The sequence below is a fragment of the Zobellia russellii genome, assembly GCF_044597075.1.
Taxonomy (GTDB): domain Bacteria; phylum Bacteroidota; class Bacteroidia; order Flavobacteriales; family Flavobacteriaceae; genus Zobellia; species Zobellia russellii.
This window is the reverse complement of record NZ_CP139000.1, coordinates 4,492,002-4,512,626: the sequence shown is the minus strand read 5'-3', so window position 1 is coordinate 4,512,626 and position 20,625 is coordinate 4,492,002. Positions and strand designations below refer to the sequence as shown.

At 41.6% G+C, this 20,625-nt stretch carries 13 protein-coding genes; all 13 read left to right on the top strand.

What is annotated here, in order from left to right:
* The first annotated feature begins 64 nt into the window (after positions 1–64).
* The 13 genes from SJY45_RS18525 (at position 65) to SJY45_RS18465 (ending at position 20,583) form a co-directional block, all read left to right on the top strand.
* A complete protein-coding gene (locus SJY45_RS18525; RefSeq protein WP_215912674.1) occupies positions 65–1,177 on the top strand; it encodes a glycosyltransferase family 1 protein in 1,113 nt (370 codons plus the stop codon).
* Positions 1,178–2,257, top strand: coding sequence for a glycosyltransferase (locus tag SJY45_RS18520; protein ID WP_215912673.1), 1,080 nt, complete (start codon positions 1,178–1,180; stop codon positions 2,255–2,257).
* On the top strand, positions 2,250–3,023 hold the full coding sequence (locus SJY45_RS18515; RefSeq protein WP_215912672.1) for a glycosyltransferase family 2 protein: 774 nt from the start codon (positions 2,250–2,252) through the stop codon (positions 3,021–3,023). The genes SJY45_RS18520 and SJY45_RS18515 overlap by 8 nt, the downstream gene beginning before the upstream one ends.
* 71 nt (positions 3,024–3,094) lie before the next feature.
* Positions 3,095–4,114: a glycosyltransferase gene (locus tag SJY45_RS18510; RefSeq protein WP_400072640.1), complete on the top strand. Its 1,020-nt coding sequence runs from the start codon at positions 3,095–3,097 to the stop codon at positions 4,112–4,114.
* Between the two features lie 14 nt (positions 4,115–4,128).
* Positions 4,129–4,689 carry an L-threonylcarbamoyladenylate synthase gene (locus SJY45_RS18505; RefSeq protein ID WP_400072638.1) on the top strand — a complete coding sequence of 187 codons (561 nt, stop codon included), beginning with the start codon at positions 4,129–4,131 and terminating at the stop codon, positions 4,687–4,689.
* Positions 4,690–4,752: 63 nt separating this feature from the next.
* Positions 4,753–6,177: a CCA tRNA nucleotidyltransferase gene (locus tag SJY45_RS18500; protein ID WP_400072636.1), complete on the top strand. Its 1,425-nt coding sequence runs from the start codon at positions 4,753–4,755 to the stop codon at positions 6,175–6,177.
* A gap of 260 nt (positions 6,178–6,437) precedes the next feature.
* Positions 6,438–7,376: a type IX secretion system membrane protein PorP/SprF gene (locus SJY45_RS18495; RefSeq protein WP_400072634.1), complete on the top strand. Its 939-nt coding sequence runs from the start codon at positions 6,438–6,440 to the stop codon at positions 7,374–7,376.
* A gap of 314 nt (positions 7,377–7,690) precedes the next feature.
* On the top strand, positions 7,691–14,908 hold the full coding sequence (locus SJY45_RS18490; RefSeq protein WP_400072632.1) for a gliding motility-associated C-terminal domain-containing protein: 7,218 nt from the start codon (positions 7,691–7,693) through the stop codon (positions 14,906–14,908).
* A gap of 6 nt (positions 14,909–14,914) precedes the next feature.
* The gene (locus SJY45_RS18485) at positions 14,915–15,850 is read left to right on the top strand and encodes a type IX secretion system membrane protein PorP/SprF (RefSeq protein ID WP_400072630.1); all 936 of its coding nucleotides are present in this window, start codon (positions 14,915–14,917) and stop codon (positions 15,848–15,850) included.
* A 2-nt stretch (positions 15,851–15,852) separates the two neighbouring features.
* The gene (locus tag SJY45_RS18480) at positions 15,853–17,781 is read left to right on the top strand and encodes an OmpA family protein (protein ID WP_400072628.1); all 1,929 of its coding nucleotides are present in this window, start codon (positions 15,853–15,855) and stop codon (positions 17,779–17,781) included.
* A gap of 82 nt (positions 17,782–17,863) precedes the next feature.
* Complete coding sequence (locus SJY45_RS18475) at positions 17,864–18,898, top strand: heme A synthase (protein ID WP_400072626.1); 1,035 nt, start codon at positions 17,864–17,866, stop codon at positions 18,896–18,898.
* Positions 18,899–18,925: 27 nt separating this feature from the next.
* Complete coding sequence (locus SJY45_RS18470; protein ID WP_215441560.1) at positions 18,926–19,420, top strand: IS1096 element passenger TnpR family protein; 495 nt, start codon at positions 18,926–18,928, stop codon at positions 19,418–19,420.
* A 104-nt stretch (positions 19,421–19,524) separates the two neighbouring features.
* The gene (locus SJY45_RS18465) at positions 19,525–20,583 is read left to right on the top strand and encodes a nucleoid-associated protein (protein WP_215441558.1); all 1,059 of its coding nucleotides are present in this window, start codon (positions 19,525–19,527) and stop codon (positions 20,581–20,583) included.
* Positions 20,584–20,625: the final 42 nt, after the last annotated feature.

Here is a 20,625-nt window from a genome sequence, read left to right as displayed (position 1 = left end):
TTAGATTTTTTAAGCTCTTTAATGAATAATGTTTAGCTTTACGATTATAGCTTTTTAGAGACACATGAGAATAGGTTATGACGCCAAAAGGATTTTTCACAATAGAACTGGATTAGGCAACTATGGTCGCGACATCCTGAGAATAATGAACTCATATCCTGAAATGGAAGAGTTTTTCCTTTTCAACACCAAAACCCCGAGCGTAAATAGAAAAATTGCTTTAGAAAAATCAACCATTATCTATCCAACGGGCTGGTTTTGGAAAAACTTTCCCGCCTTATGGCGTTTGTTCGGCCAATGGAATCAAATAAACCATTTAAAGTTAGACTGGTACCATGGCCTATCCGGAGAAATTCCAATTCAGCTTAAAAAACAAGGTACAGCAAAAATTGTCACAATTCACGACCTTATTTTTATAAGCCACCCTAAATATTATAATTTTTGGGACCGTGTCATTTATCGCCTAAAATTTTATTATGCGGTGCATGCGGCAGACCATATTGTGGCTATTAGCGAACAAACCAAAAGAGATATAATAAAGTTCTTAAAAGTATCTCCTGATAAGATTACGGTAGTGTATCAAGGATGTCACAACGCATTCAAAACTATATATTCCGAAGAACAAAAAAATGAGATTAGAGCACGTTATTTTCTTCCTGAACAATTTATACTAAATGTAGGTACTATTCAGGAGCGTAAAAACGTCTTGGCCATAATTAAATCTATAAAAGGTACCAACTACCATTTGGCTCTGGTAGGAGGAGAAAAGTCTTATGCAAAAAAGGTACGCAGATACATCCAAGAGCATAACATGCAGAAACAGGTAACCTTTGTAAAAAAGATAAGCGTTCAAGATTTGGCCATTTTATACCAAGCTGCCACCCTACTCTGCTATCCTTCATATTGTGAAGGGTTTGGCATTCCTTTGATTGAAGCGCTATTCAGCAAAATACCCATTATTGTTACCAAAGGTGGATGTTTTCCGGAAGCTGCTGGGCCTGATGCTATTTATATTGACCCGGATAATACCGACGAGATTCTACAAAATATTAAGAAATTATATGAGTATCCCGAATTAAGAAAAGAGTTAGCTGAAAAAGGCTATTCTTATGTTCAAAAATTCAATGATGAAAATGTGGGCGCCAGTCTTGTTGCTCTCTATAAAAAAATTGGATAAATGGGGTCTATTTGCTTTTTTAATACGGCCATTGCTTGGGGCGGAGGAGAAAAGTGGCACTTTGAAGTCAGCCAACACCTCCATAACAAAGGAATACCCGTTTTTGTAGTTGCACACTCAAAAAGTATATTATTAGAAAAACTAAAGAAAACAGACATTCCCCATAAAGAAATTGCACTCTCCAACCTTAGCTTTATAAACCCTTTAAAAATAGTGCTGGTAAGAAATATTTTAAAAACTTGTATCATTGATTCTATTGTTATGAATCTATCAAGTGATGTGAAAATTGCGGGGCCAATAGCTAAATCCCTGAATATCCCAAGAGTTATTTATAGGCGTGGTAGTGCTATTCCTATCAAAGATACTTTTCTCAATAGGTATCTATTTAAAAAAGTTCTTACAGAAATACTTGCCAATTCAATAGCTACAAAAAAAACCGTTTTGGAATACAACCCCAAGCTGTTTCCTAATGAGAAAATAACGGTCATATACAACGGGGTTAAAGTTCCAAAATTACCAAAAACGGATAGTCCTCCCGAAAAAAACAAAACTATTACATTAATAAATATAGGCAGATTAGAGCATCAAAAAAACCAAGGTTTTCTGCTGGATGTCGCCAACAAATTATTACAAAAAGGAATAGATTTTAAGTTATTGATTGGTGGTGAAGGACGTTTACGCGATGAATTACAATCAAGAATAGATAATGAAGGTCTATCAAAAAATGTAGAGCTTAGGGGGTTCATTGAAAAACCTTATGATTTTATTTCCATGGGTGACGTTTTTTTGCTTTCATCTCATTGGGAGGGCTTTGGATATGTTTTGGCAGAAGCGGCACTTTGTGGCAAACCATCTATTGCTTTTAATATTAGTAGCAACCCGGAAGTAGTTGTGCACCAAAAAACCGGAATATTAACTCCCCCTAACAATATAGACAGCTTTGTAGAAGCTATCGAAACTTTTGTTAAGGATAAATTTCTGATTGAGAAAATGGGTGCAGCAGCAAGAGCTTTTGCAGTAAATCAATTTGAAAAATCAAAAAAACTAAGAGAAATAGAAGCGTACTTGATAGATGAATAGAAAGGAGAAAATCTCGGCTTTACTAATTACTCTCAACGAGGAAAAACACATAGATGCGGTCTTACAGAACTTATCGTTTTGTGATGAAATCATTGTTGTGGATTCTTTTAGTACTGATCGCACTATAGAAATTATAGAAAAGCACCGGAATGTACAACTCATACAACGCCCTTTTAAAAATTATACCGATCAAAAACAATTCGCTTTAGATCAAGCTAATTTTAACTGGGTGCTGTTCATGGATGCCGATGAACGAGTTACCCCTGATCTTGAAAAAGAAATTCTTCATGAAATTGAGCACGCCAGCGATCCTGCTGCCGCTTATTATTTTTTAAGAATATTCATGTACAAAGACAAAGTCCTACATTTTAGTGGATGGCAAACGGACAAAAATTACCGACTGTTTCAAAAAGATAAAGTAAAATTCGTTTCTGACAGGATTGTTCATGAAACCCTAGAAGTCAATGGCAGGTCTGAAACTCTAAAAAACAGACTTATACATTACTCTTTCAACAGTTATGAAGAGTATAAATCAAAGATGGTTAAATATGGTAAAATGAAGGCCAAAGAATCCTTTGATGCAGGTAAAAAAGCTAGGTGGTATCATTCGGTTTTAAGACCCAGTTGGAAATTCTTTAATCACTATATACTTAGATTGGGATTTTTAGATGGCAAAAAAGGTCTTGTTATTTCCTATCTAAATGCACTGGGGGTTTACACCAGATTCAAAGAACTTAAACGTCTGAATTCAGCAAATTATAAATGAGACGGAATCCTAAAAGTATAATCCTTTTCTGTCCCACAAAAAATTGGGGTGGGATAGAAAAAAATCTTTTATTGAGAGCCATATATTTAGGTAATGCTGGCTATAAAGTTGTAGTAGTACTATTAGAAAACACATTCGAAACAAATTTTTTAAATCTCACAAATGTTACTGTTCACACAATTACAAAACGGGGTGGAGATTTAAATTTCTTTGTTGTTTTAAGATATGTAAGACTTATTAAAAAAGTTAGGCCTATAACGGTATTTGCAGCGCTTAAACGAGATTGGTGGTTAGTTTCGTTATCGGCCCACTTAACCAAAGTACCCAATAAAATCCTATATCTTGGCAACCTCAGAAAGGTTAAGTCCAGTCTAAAGTATCGTCTAGTATTTGAGGTTTTTAAGTCCAAGGTGTTGGTCAATAGCGATTCTTTAAAAGATGACTTGTTACAAAATAGCTCTCACTTTAATTCAAGTAATCTTATTAAAATTAATAATGGTATAGAACTCCCAATTACTAAAAAAGATGAAGATTGGCTTCCTTTAAAATCTCTAAATCTTCCCGCAGATACATTTTTCGTAGGTGTTGCGGGATGGTTGAATTACAGAAAAGGATTCGATCTTTTACCTGAGATACTAGAAAAATTACCCCAAAATGTGCATATATTACATGCGGGCACTGGTGGTTTTGAACTGAATATGGATGAAATACTATCCAAATACCCCAATCTTTTATCACGTATTCACTTTCTTGGACATGTTAGTACAATGGACCAATTTTTTCAAAATATTGATGTGTTCCTATTATGTTCTAGAGAAGAGGGCATGGCCAACGTATTATTGGAATCATTAAGTCACGGTGTGCCCATTGTATCCACAAAAGTACCTGGTAGCGAAGAATTGTTGGATAACGGTGCCTACGGTATTTTAACTGAAATAAATGATGTGACCGCTATGGCCAATGGTATTCAATCCATAATGGAGCAACATATAAAATTTGAGCCCGATTATTTAAAACAGAGAATCACAAGTAGTTTTTCTTTAGAAAAAATGATGAGAAATACGGAACAACTATTTTTTCCTCTAGAGTAATAATTTATTGAATCATGACCGAAGAAATCAACAAATGCATAGAAGTCCTAAATCAAGGCGGCCTCATTCTCTACCCAACTGATACTGTTTGGGGCATTGGTTGCGACGCCTCCAATGAAGCGGCCGTAAAAAAAATTTACGACCTAAAGCAAAGAGAAGACAGTAAAGCTTTAATTTGTCTGGTGGCCAACGATGCCATGCTCGAAAGAACGGTAGAAAATGTTCCCGATTTGGCCTATGATATCATGGACCTTTCTACCAAACCCACCACTATTGTATATGATGGCCCAAAAGGGATTGCCAAAAATTTAATTGCAGAAGACAATACTCTGGCCATTCGTGTAGCTTCGGATAAATTCTGCCGTTACCTGATCAATAAGTTCAAAAAACCTATAGTTTCTACCTCTTCCAACATTTCAGGGCAGCCAACCCCCAAAAGTTTCGCCGAAATAGACGAAGTTATTTTAAAAGGTGTAGACTATGTGGTAAATTTGCAGCCCGAACAAAAAAATGCAGTTCCTTCTGCCATTATCAAATTAAGCAGTGATGGCACGGTAAAAATCATACGTGAATAAAGTTCATGTCTTTCAAGACATTGACCCTTATTAGTTATTCGTATTTTGGGCAGTATACTAAAAATGAAATCTTTGAACTACGAAAAAGCGCTTTCCAACCCTATTTTTAAAATCGTTTCTCAAGCAGCCGATGAAATTGGTGTGGACTGTTATGTTATTGGGGGATTTGTCAGGGATTTCCTTTTAAAAAGAGGAACGGCCAAAGATATAGATATTGTTGCTGTTGGAAGTGGTATTGAACTGGCAAAAAAGGTGGCGGTCCTGCTCAAGGGAAAACCGCAGGTAAGCATATTTAAAAATTTTGGGACAGCTATGTTACGTCATGGTGATATAGAACTGGAATTTGTTGGGGCCCGTAAAGAAAGTTACCATAGGGATAGCCGTAAACCCGTAGTAGAAGACGGAACCCTGGCCGATGATCAAAATAGGCGGGATTTTACCATAAATGCATTGGCACTATCATTAAAGTCCGATAACTTTGGAGAGCTTCTTGACCCCTTTGATGGGGTTGCCGATTTAGAGAAAAAAATCATTCGCACCCCTCTTGAACCGGGTATTACCTATTCTGATGACCCGTTGCGGATGATGCGTGCCATTCGCTTCGCTACACAGCTAAATTTTACCATTGAGCAAGCTTCTCTACAAGCCATTACGGATAACAAGGAGCGTATAAAAATTATTTCCAAGGAGCGAATAGTTGATGAACTGAATAAAATTCTATCCTGCGAATCACCTTCAACCGGGTTCGCCTTACTCCATAAAACTGGGCTTCTGCCGTATATTCTTCCTGAACTGGTAGCATTGCAAGGCATAGAAGAAATTGAAGGGCAACGCCACAAAGACAACTTTTGGCATACATTAGAGGTGGTAGACAACATTTCAAAAACTACGGATAACCTATGGTTGCGTTGGGCCGCACTATTGCACGACATCGGGAAAGCGCCAACGAAAAAGTTTCACAAAAAAATTGGTTGGACATTCCACGGACATGAATTTGTGGGCTCTAAAATGGTTTACAAACTGTTTAAAAGACTCCGTATGCCATTGAACGATAAAATGAAATTCGTTCAAAAAATGGTACTAATGAGTTCTAGACCTATTGTTCTTGCGGAAGATTATGCTACGGATTCTGCTGTACGCCGCTTGGTTTTTGACGCAGGGGAAAATGTAGAGGATTTAATGACGCTTTGCGAAGCCGATATCACTACCAAAAACCCTAAGAAACAAAGAAGATATAAGAACAACTTTAAAGTTGTCCGTCAAAAAATTATTGAAGTAGAAGAGCGAGACCATATACGCCAATTTCAACCTCCGGTGAGCGGTGAAGAAATCATGAAAACCTTCAACCTAAAACCGTCAAAGGAAATTGGTATCATTAAAGAGGCTATCAAAGAAGCCATTCTAGAAGGTGAAATTCCCAATGAATACGAGGCCGCAAAAGAATTTATGTTGGCAAAAGGAAAAGCGCTTGGTCTTACACCCTCCTAAATAGGGTACAATGCCTATTTATATCCCTAAAAAAGATTGGACTTAGCTTAACAATACACCGCAGATTATCACGTTTTAATGTTGAACACAAATGAAAAACAATTAAAATATGTGAGGTGTTTTTTTAGCAACCTCTGTTTGCAGGTTAAAGTACCCGCTTTTCTGGTGATGAACAAAGAACAGTAGTGCTTAGCAACAAAAATAGATACCTTTACAACCACATATACAAAATTGCCTTCTTTTTATCCAACTAAAAAGTCATGAAAAAATTCCTCCTGATTGTACTTTTAACCGCTGCCTCACTTTGTGGACTTAGAGCACAGCAAGATGCCCAATATACACAATACATGTACAATACTATGGCTATTAATCCAGCTTACGCCGGTTCTCGCGGCGTATTTAGTATTGCGGGATTGCACCGTTCGCAATGGGTTGGTGTAGAAGGCGCGCCAAAAACACAGACTCTCAGTTTGCACACTCCTATCAATGACAGGGTAGGCGTTGGTCTTTCCATTGTAAATGATGACATAGGAAACGGAACCAGCCAAGAAACCTATTTTGACGGTGTTTTTTCCTATACGGTACCTATTTCAAGAGAAGCAAATCTTTCATTTGGACTAAAAGCCAGTGCTCATGTCCTAAACTTGGATTTTAGTAAATTGTCCAACTACAGCAACGAAGCCTCTGGAGCAGGCCTTACCAACATTGACAATAAGCTTTCCCCAAATTTTGGAGCCGGTGTCTATTATTACGATGAACGATTTTACATGGGGCTTTCCGTGCCTAATTTCTTGGCTACAAAACATTTTGACGGTGATGCCTCTAGCTCTTCTTTTTTAGCCAAAGAACGCATGAATTTTTATTTGGTTTCGGGATATATCTATGACCTAAACCAAAGATGGCAGTTTAAACCCGCAGTACTATTAAAAGCAGTTAATGGAGCTCCATTACAAATAGATATATCCGCTAATTTCATGTTCAACGATAAATTTATATTGGGGGCGGGTTATCGTTGGGATGCGGCTCTAAGTGGCATGTTCGGTTTTCAAGCCTCGGACCAAATATTGCTAGGTCTGGCTTATGACAGAGAGGTTACGGAATTAGGTGGCACCAGATTTAACGATGGCTCTTTTGAAGTGGTATTGAGATATGAATTTAAATCTAGGTATAGAAGAACAACCGCTCCAAGATTCTTTTAAAAAAATTTCCACAACAGCTTTAAAAAAATTTTTTCGGTATTAACCATTCTTTCTCCCTACTTCCCTTTTTCTCAATCTACCGTATCTACCCTATGGCAAATAAATCATCCTACAGCTTATAAGGTCTATACATCTGGTTTTTCGTACTATACAACATATAATTTGAGACGTCTGTATCCCTGCTTAAATTTACGTTACAACGTTGTAAGTCTTTATCTACAATAATTTTATAAAGACCGCATAAAATACATTCCCTTTTGGCGAATCGTTTTAAAAAAATTTTCGGGGCCTTTCTTTTGTTCTTACTTGCCCATGTGGCAAACGCCCAACAAACCACAAATTGGACAGCGGTATCCTCTTCTGTATGGGAGTCTGTTACCGATGATGGGTTAGTGCGTGTGGAGTGTAGAGTAGCAGGAGGGGTGACTGTTTTAGGAAACGAAACCATGGGCTGTACAAACGCTTCCACTTATAGCGACCCTCTGGTATTTGGTAGTAATTCTTTAGAAATTTCCGCAAGTTCCACTGCCGATGGCAATTTAAACTTTTATTTTTTTGATGCAATTACAGGGGATCCCGTTCATATTGTAAATCCCATTTTGCATGCTGATAAAGTGGGCACTTTTGCCGTGGTCGCAATACTTTCCGATGCAGCAACTGGAAACTTTAATATTACAAACGGCACATGGACAGAGTTAAGTTCCAATGGTCCTATTTTTCAATCTACCCCTACCCTTTTCAATATTGACGACACTTCCCTGTTGATTAGTGGAGGAGGAGAATGTGTAAACGGTTCCAACATTGGAACAGGTGGAGGAAGCTTACGTGTTGAAAATGTTACAAGTTCCATAGAAATGGATGTAGATGTCACTGGCGGTTTACTTTCTCTCCTTACTGCTTCCGATGAAGTCGAATTCGTACTTACCAATCTCATCATTGCCGACCCAAAAATTGAAGTAACCAAAACGGTCATTGAAAATTTTGGAGACCCGGTCAGTATTGGAAATACAATTGATTATACCATTACCGTAGAAAACACCGGAAACGTTGCTTTGAACGCCATAGACCTAATGGATACGTTTACCGATATAGACACAAATACATTATCACTAACAAGTGGCCCAACCTTTAACTCATCAACTATGGGTTCTGGTGAAGGAACACTCCTTCCTACCGAAAACGCAACTTACTTAGCAAGTTTCGCTCTAAACTCAACCGCTATAGAAGCTGGAGGGGTCAGCAATCAAATTACTGTTCTTGCCGATAGTCCATATGGAACCGATGACGTAAACGACCTTTCCGATGACGGCATTGATACCGATGGAAACATTGAAGACGACCCTACCATAAGCTATTTCCCTACTGCAGAAAATGAAACCGTTACCATATGTGAAGAAGACACAATTGATATTAATGTTCTTTTAAACGATGATTTTGGTGGAAATGGGCCTGCCTCTAACAGTATATTTATTGTCAGTTCCGCAAGTTCGGGAACTGTTTTGGTTAATGACAATGGTACTTCATCCAACCCTTTGGACGACTATATAACCTATACTTCGGCCACGGGGTATACCGGCTCAGACAGTTTTGTTTACGGAATAAGGGATAGCAAAGGATACACCCAACACGCCACGGTTTCCATTACAGAACAAGCCGCTCCCGATGCAGGTACAGACGGAACGTTGACTATCTGCGAAGGCGCAACGGTAAACGAATCACAGCTTTTCAGTCAGCTTGGAGGTACACCAGATTCAGGTGGGACTTGGTCACCGGCAATGACTGGTGCCGGAACTTATACCTACACCGTAGCGGCTACTGCGCCATGTACCTTAGACAGCACATCCGAAGTGGTAGTTTCCGAACAGGCAGCTCCCGATGCAGGTACTGATGGAACATTGACCATCTGCGAAGAAGCGACAGTAAACGAAACCCAACTTTTTGCTCAACTCGGTGGAACCCCTGATTCAGGAGGAACTTGGTCTCCTGCAATGGCAGGTGCTGGAACCTATACCTATACCGTTGCAGCAACTTCACCATGTACTGTGGACAGTACATCCGAGCTGGTAGTTTCCGAACAAGCTTTACCGAATGCTGGTAAAGACGGAACCTTGATCATCTGTGAAGGGGCAACGGTAAACGAAACCCAACTTTTTGCCCAGCTTGGAGGTACTCCCGATTCAGGGGGGACATGGTCACCGGCAATGGCTGGTGCCGGTACGTATACCTACACCGTTACGGCTACTGCTCCATGTACCGTTGATGATACTTCAGAAGTAGTGGTCTCCGAACAGGTAGCTCCCGATGCAGGTACAGACGGCACGTTGACCATCTGCAAAGGGGCAACGGTAAACGAATCACAGCTTTTTGCTCAGCTTGGAGGTACACCAGATTCCGGTGGGACATGGTCGCCAGCAATGGCAGGTGCCGGAACCTATACCTACACCGTTACAGCGACAGCTCCCTGTACCTTAGACAGCACATCCGAAGTGGTAGTTTCCGAACAGGCAGCTCCCGATGCAGGTACTGATGGAACATTGACCATCTGCGAAGAAGCGACAGTAAACGAAACCCAACTTTTTGCTCAACTCGGTGGAACCCCTGATTCAGGAGGAACTTGGTCTCCTGCAATGGCTGGAGCAGGAACCTATACCTACACCGTAGTGGCGACAGCGCCATGTACCGTTGATGATACTTCAGAAGTAGTGGTCTCCGAACAGGCCGCTCCCGATGCAGGCTCCGACGGAACTTTGATTATCTGTGAAGGTTCTACGGTTACCGAAACTCAACTTTTCGCTCAGCTTGGAGGAACTCCCAACTCAGGAGGAACTTGGTCTCCTGCAATGGCTGGTGGGGGAACCTATACCTACACCGTTACGGCGACAGCGCCTTGTACCGTTGATGATATCTCAGAAGTTATTGTTTCGGAACAGGCCGCTCCCAATGCAGGTACAGACGGAACTTTGACCATCTGCGAAGGTTCAACAGTAAACGAAACCCAACTTTTCGCACAGCTTGGTGGAACTCCCGATTCAGGTGGAACATGGTCTCCAACAATGGCAGGTGCCGGAACCTATACCTACACCGTTACGGCGACAGCGCCATGTACCGTTGATGATACTTCAGAAGTAGTGGTCTCCGAACAGGCCGCTCCCGATGCAGGCTCCGACGGAACTTTGACCATCTGTGAAGGTTCTACGGTTACCGAAACTCAACTTTTCGCTCAGCTCGGTGGTACTCCTGATTCCGGTGGGACATGGTCGCCAGCAATGGCAGGCGCCGGAACTTATACCTACACGGTCACGGCAACTTCACCATGTACAGTGGACAGCACATCCGAAGTGGTAGTTTCCGAACAGGCCACCCCTGATGCAGGTACCGACGGAACTTTTACCATCTGCGAAGGTGCAACGGTAAACGAATCTCAGCTTTTTGCTCAACTTGGCGGTACTCCTGATTCCGGTGGGACATGGTCGCCAGCAATGGCAGGCGCCGGAACTTATACCTATACCGTTGCAGCAACAGCGCCATGTACCGTGGACAACACATCCGAAGTGGTAGTTTCGGAACAGGCCGCTCCCGATGCAGGTTCCGATGGAACTTTGACAATCTGTGAAGGCGCAACGGTAAACGAAACCCAACTTTTCGCACAGCTCAGCGGCACACCCGATTCCGGAGGAATCTGGTCACCGGCAATGGCAGGTGCCGGTACTTATACCTACACCGTTGCGGCGACTTCACCATGTACAATAAACAGCACATCCGAGGTGGTAGTTTCCGAACAGGCCGCTCCCGATACAGGTACCGATGGAACGTTGACCATCTGTGAAGGGTCAACAGTAAACGAAACTCAACTTTTCGCACAACTCGGTGGAACTCCCGATTCAGGTGGAACATGGTCGCCTACTCCCTCAGGAGCAGGAACCTATACCTACACGGTCGCAGCAACTTCACCATGTACAATTGACAGCACATCCGAGGTAGTCGTTTTCGAACAGGCCGCTCCAAATGCAGGCTCCGATGGAACCTTGACCATCTGCGAAGGATCAACAGTAAACGAAACTCAACTTTTTGCTCAACTCGGTGGAACTCCAAACTCAGGAGGGACCTGGTCGCCAACTCCCTCAGGATCAGGAACCTATACCTACACCGTTGCGGCTACTGCACCATGTACAGTGGACAACACATCCGAAGTGGTAGTTTCCGAACAGACCGCTCCCGATGCAGGTACCGATGGAACATTGACGATCTGTGAAGGGTCAACAGTAAACGAAACCCAACTTTTTGCCCAGCTTGGAGGAACTCCCAACTCAGGAGGAACTTGGTCACCAACAATGGCAGGTGCCGGAACCTATACCTACACCGTTACGGCGACAGCGCCTTGTACCGTTGATGATATCTCAGAAGTTATTGTTTCGGAACAGGCCGCTCCAGATGCAGGTACAGACGGAACGTTGACCATTTGCGAAAGTTCAACAGTAAACGAAACCCAACTTTTTGCTCAACTCGGTGGAACTCCCGTTTCAGGTGGGACTTGGTCCCCAGCAATGGCAGGTGCAGGAACCTACACTTACATGGTTGCAGCGACAGCACCTTGTACCGTTGATGATACTTCCGAAGTAGTGGTCTCCGAACAGGCAACTCCCGATGCAGGTACCGACGGAACGTTGACCATTTGTGAAGGAGCAACGGTAAACGAAACCCAACTTTTTGCTCAACTCGGGGGCACTCCAGATTCAGGGGGGAATTGGTCTCCTGCAATGGGAGGTGCCGGCACATATACCTACACCGTTACAGCAACTTCACCATGTACAATTAACAGCACATCAGAAGTAGTAGTCTCCGAACAGGCCGCTCCCGATACAGGTACGGACGGAACATTGATCATCTGCGAAGGTTCGACGGTTACCGAAACCCAACTTTTTGCTCAACTCGGGGGCACTCCAGATTCAGGGGGGAATTGGTCTCCTGCAATGGGAGGTGCCGGCACATATACCTACACCGTTACAGCAACTTCACCATGTACAATTAACAGCACATCAGAAGTAGTAGTCTCCGAACAGGCCGCTCCCGATACAGGTACGGACGGAACATTGATCATCTGCGAAGGTTCGACGGTTACCGAATCTCAGCTTTTTGCTCAGCTCAGTGGAACACCAGATTCAGGTGGGACTTGGTCCCCTGCAATGGCAGGTGCCGGCACATATACCTATACCGTTACGGCGACAGCGCCTTGTACCGTTGATGATATCTCAGAAGTTATTGTTTCGGAACAGGCCGCTCCCGATGCAGGTACGGACGGAACGTTGACTATCTGCGAAGGCGCAACGGTAAACGAATCACAGCTTTTTGCTCAACTTGGTGGAACTCCCGATTCAGGTGGGACATGGTCGCCTACTCCCTCAGGAGCAGGAACCTATACCTACACGGTCGCAGCTACTGCACCATGTACTATCGACGGTATATCGGAAGTTATCGTTTCGGAACAGGCTGCTCCAAATGCAGGTACAGACGGAACATTGACCATCTGTGAAAGCACAACGGTTACAGAATCACAGCTTTTCGCTCAGCTCGGTGGCACTCCGGATTCCAGTGGGACATGGTCTCCAGCAATATCAGGCGCAGGAACCTATACTTACACCGTTGCGGCGACAACACCCTGTACCTTAGACAGTACATCCGAAGTAATCGTCTCCGAACAGGCCGCTCCCGATGCAGGTGCGGACGGAACGTTGGCCATCTGTGAAAGCACAACGGTTACAGAAGCACAACTTTTTGCCCAACTCGGTGGAACTCCGGATTCCGGTGGGACTTGGTCTCCTGCAATGGCAGGTGCCGGCACATATACCTACACCGTTGCGGCGACAGCACCTTGTACCGTTGATGATACTTCAGAAGTAGTGGTCTCCGAACAGGCCGCTCCCGATGCAGGTACAGACGGAACGTTGACCATTTGCGAAGGGGCAACGGTAAACGAAACCCAACTTTTTGCCCAACTCGGTGGAACTCCGGATTCCGGTGGGACTTGGTCTCCTACAATGGCAGGTGCTGGCACATATACCTACACCGTTACAGCGAAAGCACCTTGTACCGTTGATGATACTTCAGAAGTAGTAGTCTCCGAACAGGCCGCTCCCGATGCAGGTACGGACGGAACGTTGACTATCTGCGAAGGGGAGACAGTTACCGAATCACAACTTTTTTCTCAACTGGGTGGCTCTCCGGAATCAGGAGGGACTTGGTCACCTACTCCTTCGGGAGCAGGAACCTATGCCTACACTGTTGCGGCGACAGCACCTTGTACCGTTGATGATACTTCCGAGGTAGTAGTTTCCGAACAGGCAGCTCCCGATGCGGGTACCGACGGAACGTTGACCATCTGCCAAGGTTCGACAGTTACAGAATCACAGCTTTTTGCTCAGCTCGGTGGTAATCCTGATTCCGGTGGGACATGGTCGCCAACTCCCTCTGGAGCGGGAACCTATACGTACACTATAGAAGGTTTCTCATGTCCCAATGCAACTGCTACCGTTACTGTTAATGAAGAAACATTGCCGGATGCCGGTACCAGCACCTCATTAATCATATGCCCTGATACTACAGTATCCACTGCTCAACTTTTTTCACTCTTAGGAACTTCAGAAACTGGAGGAACTTGGAGTCCAAATCCCGAGAACGCTGGTGCAGGGGTTTATGTCTATAGCATTGCAGGCAATATTTGCGGCGGAAATTCTGAGGCTTCAGTTACAGTAACAATATCAAATCTAGATTCAGACGGAGATACCATTATAGATTGTAAAGAAGACCTGGATACTACCGATCGTTTTAATGATTGCGACTCCATTGGTGGAACCCCCTTGTCCAATAGTGATTGTGACAATGATAACCTTTCAGAAGAGGAAGAAAATTTATTGGGCACAGACCCTAAGAAACCTGATACCGACGGTGACGGCGTACTGGACGGACAGGAAGTAACTGATAATACCGACCCCTTGGATTCTTGCGATTTCTTATTGGTAAGTCAGACTCTTGAACCTAGCGCAGATTGGAAGTTGGAAGATTGCGATATGGACAACCTGAACAACCAACAGGAGGTAATGAGAGGAACCGACCCTGCAAATCCGGATACCGATGGGGATACAATTACCGACGGTCAAGAAGTTTTGGATAACACAGACCCGCTTGATCCGTGCGATTCCGTAGGAGGAAATCCACCAGCCAATATTTCATGTGAGTTGTTCGTTGAAATAGATATAGTTAAGCCCGGGGATATTTTAAACGGAGCTTTTAAAATTATAAATATTGACCGATTCCCCGATAACCACGTAGAAATTTTTAACCGATGGGGAATTTTGGTTTGGGAATCCGAGGGTTATGATAATCAGAATAATGCTTTTGAAGGTTCTTCACAAGGACGTATAACTATAATCGAAAATCAGAAATTACCCTCTGGTGTTTATTTCTATCAAATAAAATATGTCTCAAAAGGAGAAGATAAAATGATAAGCGGGTATCTCTATTTGATGCGCCAATAATTAAGGATGAAAAAAAAACTTACATCTCTAATACTACTTCTAACCACTGTTTTTTGCTTTGGTCAGCAAGATGCGCAGTTCACTCAGTACATGTACAACACATTGTCTGTGAACCCTGCATATGCCGGTTCTAGAGATGTCCTTGGGGTCTCCCTATTACATAGGTCACAATGGGTAGGCTTGGATGGCGCACCTAGTACCCAAACCTTCAATATCCAAGGACCTTATACTAATAAAATAGGTTTAGGTTTTTCTATCGTTCATGACGAAATAGGGAATAACACCAACCAAAACACAAATTTTGATCTTGGTTTCTCATATAATATTCCAACATCGGAAAACTACAAACTTTCATTCGGCCTTTCAGCCGGAGGTCATCTATTAAATGTAGATTTCAATAAGTTAAGGAATTATAGTGCTAACTTGGCACCTTCCGTAGAAAGTGAACTCTACAAAAAGTTTTCCCCTAGTATTGGGGCTGGCGTTTATTTCTACTCCAACAAGTTCTACATAGGTCTCTCTACCCCTAACCTCTTAGAAACCGGACATTTTCAAAATCCAGATGATGATGGCACCGTAATAGCTTCAGAGCGTGTGAATGTCTATTTAATATCGGGTTATGTCTTTGACCTAAATTCAAACTTAAAATTCAAACCGGCATACCTCATCAAGGCAGTTGCCGGAGCTCCACTTCAAGTGGATGTTTCCGCCAATTTCCTGCTCAATGAAAAATTCACATTGGGAGCGGCATATCGGCTAGATGCTGCAGTGAGCGCGTTATTTGGATTTCAAATGGGAAAAAAGTTTATGCTAGGACTAGCCTATGACCGTGAAATATCATCTCTGGGAGGGCAACAATTTAACAACGGTTCTTTTGAAATGTTCCTTAGATATGAATTCATTAAAAGCGCTAAAATAGATTTAACCCCAAGATTCTTTTAGATATGAAGATAAAACCCACATATCTATTACTTCTAATCCTTTTAATCTGCTGGAGCACGAATTGTTTTTCGCAGAGGAAAAAGAAAGACACGGATGTTGATAACTTTGACCATTATGCCTACATGCAGGAAATTGAGTCCTATGCATCTTTGCTGGAAAAAGGGTATGATGAAGTCACTATTCACAAGAAACTTGGTAATGCCAATTACCATAGTGCCAACTATGACGTAGCCACTTTTTGGTATGGGAAGCTTTTAGAAAACGACCAAGTTGCAGTTTCTCCAGACTATCTTTACAGGTATGCTTTAGCGCTCAAATCCATAAAACGATATGATGAGTCCAACCAATGGATGGAGAAATTCAAAAAAATAAAGAACAATGACACCCGGGCCAATCTGCACGCCCGTAATCCGGAATATCTAAAAGAGATTCAAATTCCAAAGGAACAATATACGATAGAGAACCTAGCTGCAATTAATTCCGAAGAATCGGATTTTGCCCCATCTCATTTTTTAAAAAACCTCGTATTTACTACCTCCAGAGACTTGGAAACCCAAAAATACAGTCCCCTTCCCTACCTTAATTTATATGAGTGCGAAGTTGGAGAAAAGGGCAAAACGGGACAGCTTTCTGTACTTTCAGAGGTTCTAAATACCAAAGCCAATGAATCCTCTACATCTTTTTCAAAGGATGGAAAAACTGTTTATTTCACAAGGAACAATTTTTCCAAAAAATCTTTCAAAAGGGATAAAAATGGAATCAGTAGGTTAAAGATATACAGAGCTTTCAATACAAATGAAATTTGGCAAGAACCAGAAGACCTCCCCTTTAACGGCACCAATTTTTCGGTTGCCCATCCTTCTTTAAGTTCAGACGGAACAAAACTCTATTTTGCTTCCGATATGCCCGGTGGAATGGGCGCTTCTGATATTTACGTGGTAGATGTATTATCCGATGGTAGTTTTGGAGAACCCAAGAATTTAGGAGCTCCTATAAATACCGAAGGTAAAGAAACGTTTCCCTTTATTTCGGATTCAGGAATTTTATATTTTGCCTCTAATGGACACCCTGGTCTAGGCGGACTTGATATTTTCAAATTCGATATTAATACTGAAAATAAGGTAACCAATTTGGGAAGCCCTATTAATAGCCCCGAAGATGATTTTTCACTTGTATTGGACCCATCCGAAGAAATAGGCTATTTTGCTTCCAACAGAAAAGGTGGAAAAGGCAATGACGATATATATACCTTAAAACGAAATGATACTGACTGCTTTACCTTTATAGAAGGAAATGCCTATGATAAGGATTCTGACCAACCATTGGCAGAAACTCTTATTGAAGCGCTGGACTATGATGGGCAGAAGTTGGCAGAGACCCTGACCGCTTCTGATGGCTCGTACACTATACGTATCCCCTGCCAAGAAAAGCAATACCAGCTCTCCGGCAAAAAAGAAGGTTATGAGGTTGGCACGTTGTTTATGCTCACTACCAGCGATAAAAAACAGATTAGTGGTACGCGTTTAGAGCTAGAACTGTCTACCAAAGTTGCAGATGTAGGTTCCGATTTGGTCAAAATATTAAAGCTTACCCCTATTTATTTTGACCTGAACAGCTCCTACCTAAGAAAGGACGCCTACACCGAATTGGACAAGGTAGTTGATTATATGAGTAAAAGACCGGATATAAAAATTGCCGTAGGATCACATACGGATAGCCGTGAGGGAGATGACTATAATTTATGGTTATCCAAAAGAAGGGCTATGAGAACGGTAGCTTACATAACATCAAAAGGAATAGATTCTTCCCGAATTTCCGGTACGGGTTACGGTGAAACCCAATTATTGAACGATTGCGCCAATGGTGTAAGATGCTCGGAAAGCAAGCATCAACTGAATAGACGTTCAGAATTTATTGTAATAGAAAAATAACTTGGTTCCTGTCTAAGAAATAGCATTAGAGAGGGGGTAAAATAATTCTAGGAGCCTTATTTTTGCACAAAGGAAACTTCCTATGCAAAAGAACTTCAGAAAAGTGGCTAAAGTAGCCCTGGTCCTCGTATATCTTGTTATTGTTGCCGGTGCCGTGGTACGTGGAACAGGAAGTGGAATGGGGTGCCCGGATTGGCCCAAATGTTTTGGACACTATATTCCTCCCACTGAAATTTCACAACTACAATGGAAGCCAGATACCGATATCAAGAAAGGCCAAATCATTATTGTAGACGAAACTCTTCAAGTGGCCACGGAAAGTTTTAGAACCAGCACTTCGTTTGATAAAAACAACTGGAAAACTTACACCAAACATGATTATGCTCAGTTTAATCCCGCCCATACATGGATAGAGTACATCAATCGCCTATTTGGTGCTTTGGCAGGTCTGGCTACTTTAGTGCTTGCCGTTATGTCTATCCCGCAATTTAAAACCAATAAAAAAATAACCGTTCTGTCATGGCTCGTAGTCTTCGGTATGGGCTTTCAAGCCTGGTTGGGTGCAACGGTAGTCTATTCCGTCTTAGAGCCGGTTAAAATCACGGTCCACATGGTTATGGCATTGGTTATTGTGGCCGTTCTTCTATACATTATCTACTTAACAAAAGGAAAAGTAGAAAAACCCAAAAATTACAGAGATATTGTTCCGCTTGTAGCGCTGCTACTTTTTATGACCTTGGTGCAAGTAATTCTAGGTACTCAGGTAAGACAATTTGTAGATGATCAGATGGATATTTTTGGCGATGCGGCAAAAAACCAATGGCTAGTTAATGCAGATTGGCATTTTTACGTACATCGTTCGTTTTCAATAGTTGTTGTACTGCTCAACGTTTTTCTGGCTCAACGCATTTTTAAATACAAACTTAATTTCCCTAAAATAAATTGGGTACTACTATTCTTGCTGTTAGAGGCCTTGTCCGGTGTTGTCATGTACTACTTTCATTTTCCGTTCGCATCACAGCCTATTCATCTGGTATTGGCCAGCTTGCTTTTTGGGGTTCAGTTTTATTTGCTTTTAGAAGCGTTAAGTGCTAAAAGAAGCTATAAATCTTTGTAACTTTGTCAACCCTTAAAAATTGTGGTTATGATTTACAAAATACGTGTCATATTAGATGCAAAAGAGGATATTTTCCGAGACCTAGAAATAGAAGCCAGTACTTCTATGGAAGAGTTTCATAATGCTATTGCACAATCTTTTGGGTTTCTTGGAAATGAAATGGCCTCTTTTTACACTTGCGATGAAGAATGGAACCAAGATGAGGAAATCGCCCTTTTTGATATGAGCGATAACGGTTCTGACGTACGCTTGATGAACGAAACGTTTTTGGAGGATATCATGACGGAAAACAGCCCAAAACTGATTTACGTTTATGATTTTTTAAGTATGTGGACGTTCTATGTAGAACTAGCGGATATTGTTGAACCTGAATCCGGTATTGCATACCCCAACGTATTGTTCAGCTTTGGTGAACTTCCCGAAACTCCACCAGAAAAGAATTTTGAGTCCAAACCCAAGTTTGATTTTGACGATACTTTTGACAATTACGATGATTTGGATTTTGATGAAAACTGGAATTAATTTGTTTCTTTCGGACCAGCAATATATCCATCTTTACAAATCCATTTAGCATTCTAATTTTAAGCAACACGTACCTTATCAAGAATTAAAACAGCTATTAAAATATGATTAACCTATATCCTACCCAAATCGAAACAATTTCCCTGCACCGTGTGGGGAACAAAAACAAAGGCGAAGGTATCTTTCTTTCCGAGGAGCCTTTTTCTTTAAATGATGAGACTACCGGTCTCCTTAAAGAGTACTTTTTTAAGCCTTTTCGTGAGAAGGAAGAGAACTATTTTAAGTTTGTAAATGATGTAGATGTTGAGTTTAACGAACTCTTTAAAGTAGTTACAGATATGTTTTCCGATCCGGAAAGCATGCACGTAAATTCTAAAAAAATAGCACAACACCTTTTTGAACAATCCAACCACCCACATATTAAAAGTGGTGAGGTCTATGTGGCGCATTTGTCTAATGTTATGCTGGATAATGAAAAGACCGAAGCTATTGGTGTTTTCAAAAGTGAGCTAAAACATGATTTTCTTCAATTTGAGGAAAAAGGAAGCAACCTAGATATTGTAATCCAGCAAGGTATCAACATTAACAAATTAGATAAAGGTTGTCTTATATTCAACGTAAACAAAGAAGAAGGATATAAAATTCTTTCTGTAGACAGTAACCGCTATGACACCAAATATTGGCTAGAAAATTTCTTGGATGTAGAGGCACTTGCTGATGAAAACTTCTACACTAAAAACTATTTGAAGTTTTGTCAGAATTTTGCAAAAGATGTGGTATTGCCTGCCGAGGATAAGCAACAAGAGGTTCTCTTTATGAACCGTGCGGTTAACCATTTTGCTAAGAACGATGCTTTTGAAGAGACAGGATTCCTGAACGAAGTAATGGAAAATCCTGAATTAATACCCGAATTCAAAAACTATAAGGTAGAAAAAGGACCCAAATTTAGTATTGAGGACGTATCTAATTTTGATATTGCGAACAAAGCCGTATCCGACGCTCGAAAGAAAATAAAAAATGTCATTAACCTAGACACCAACATACAGATTAAAATGGATTTTATAAATCCAGAATCTGCAGAGAAATTTGTAGAAAAGGGCTGGGACGAAGAACGCCAAATGTACTACTACCTTGTTTATTTTAACAAAGAGGAAAAAAACTAAAAATTAGGGTTGTTGGTATCACTAAAGTGCTATTACCTTTGA

Excerpts from the sequence above, each read along its gene's own strand:
- SJY45_RS18485 (WP_400072630.1), top strand. The coding sequence starts at position 14,915 with ATGAAAAAAAAACTTACATCTCTAATACTACTTCTAACCACTGTTTTT.
- SJY45_RS18475 (WP_400072626.1), top strand. The coding sequence starts at position 17,864 with ATGCAAAAGAACTTCAGAAAAGTGGCTAAAGTAGCCCTGGTCCTCGTA.
- SJY45_RS18495 (WP_400072634.1), top strand. The coding sequence starts at position 6,438 with ATGAAAAAATTCCTCCTGATTGTACTTTTAACCGCTGCCTCACTTTGT.
- SJY45_RS18470 (WP_215441560.1), top strand. The coding sequence starts at position 18,926 with ATGATTTACAAAATACGTGTCATATTAGATGCAAAAGAGGATATTTTC.
- SJY45_RS18500 (WP_400072636.1), top strand. The coding sequence starts at position 4,753 with ATGAAATCTTTGAACTACGAAAAAGCGCTTTCCAACCCTATTTTTAAA.
- SJY45_RS18465 (WP_215441558.1), top strand. The coding sequence starts at position 19,525 with ATGATTAACCTATATCCTACCCAAATCGAAACAATTTCCCTGCACCGT.
- SJY45_RS18480 (WP_400072628.1), top strand. The coding sequence starts at position 15,853 with ATGAAGATAAAACCCACATATCTATTACTTCTAATCCTTTTAATCTGC.
- SJY45_RS18515 (WP_215912672.1), top strand. The coding sequence starts at position 2,250 with ATGAATAGAAAGGAGAAAATCTCGGCTTTACTAATTACTCTCAACGAG.
- SJY45_RS18520 (WP_215912673.1), top strand. The coding sequence starts at position 1,178 with ATGGGGTCTATTTGCTTTTTTAATACGGCCATTGCTTGGGGCGGAGGA.
- SJY45_RS18525 (WP_215912674.1), top strand. The coding sequence starts at position 65 with ATGAGAATAGGTTATGACGCCAAAAGGATTTTTCACAATAGAACTGGA.
- SJY45_RS18505 (WP_400072638.1), top strand. The coding sequence starts at position 4,129 with ATGACCGAAGAAATCAACAAATGCATAGAAGTCCTAAATCAAGGCGGC.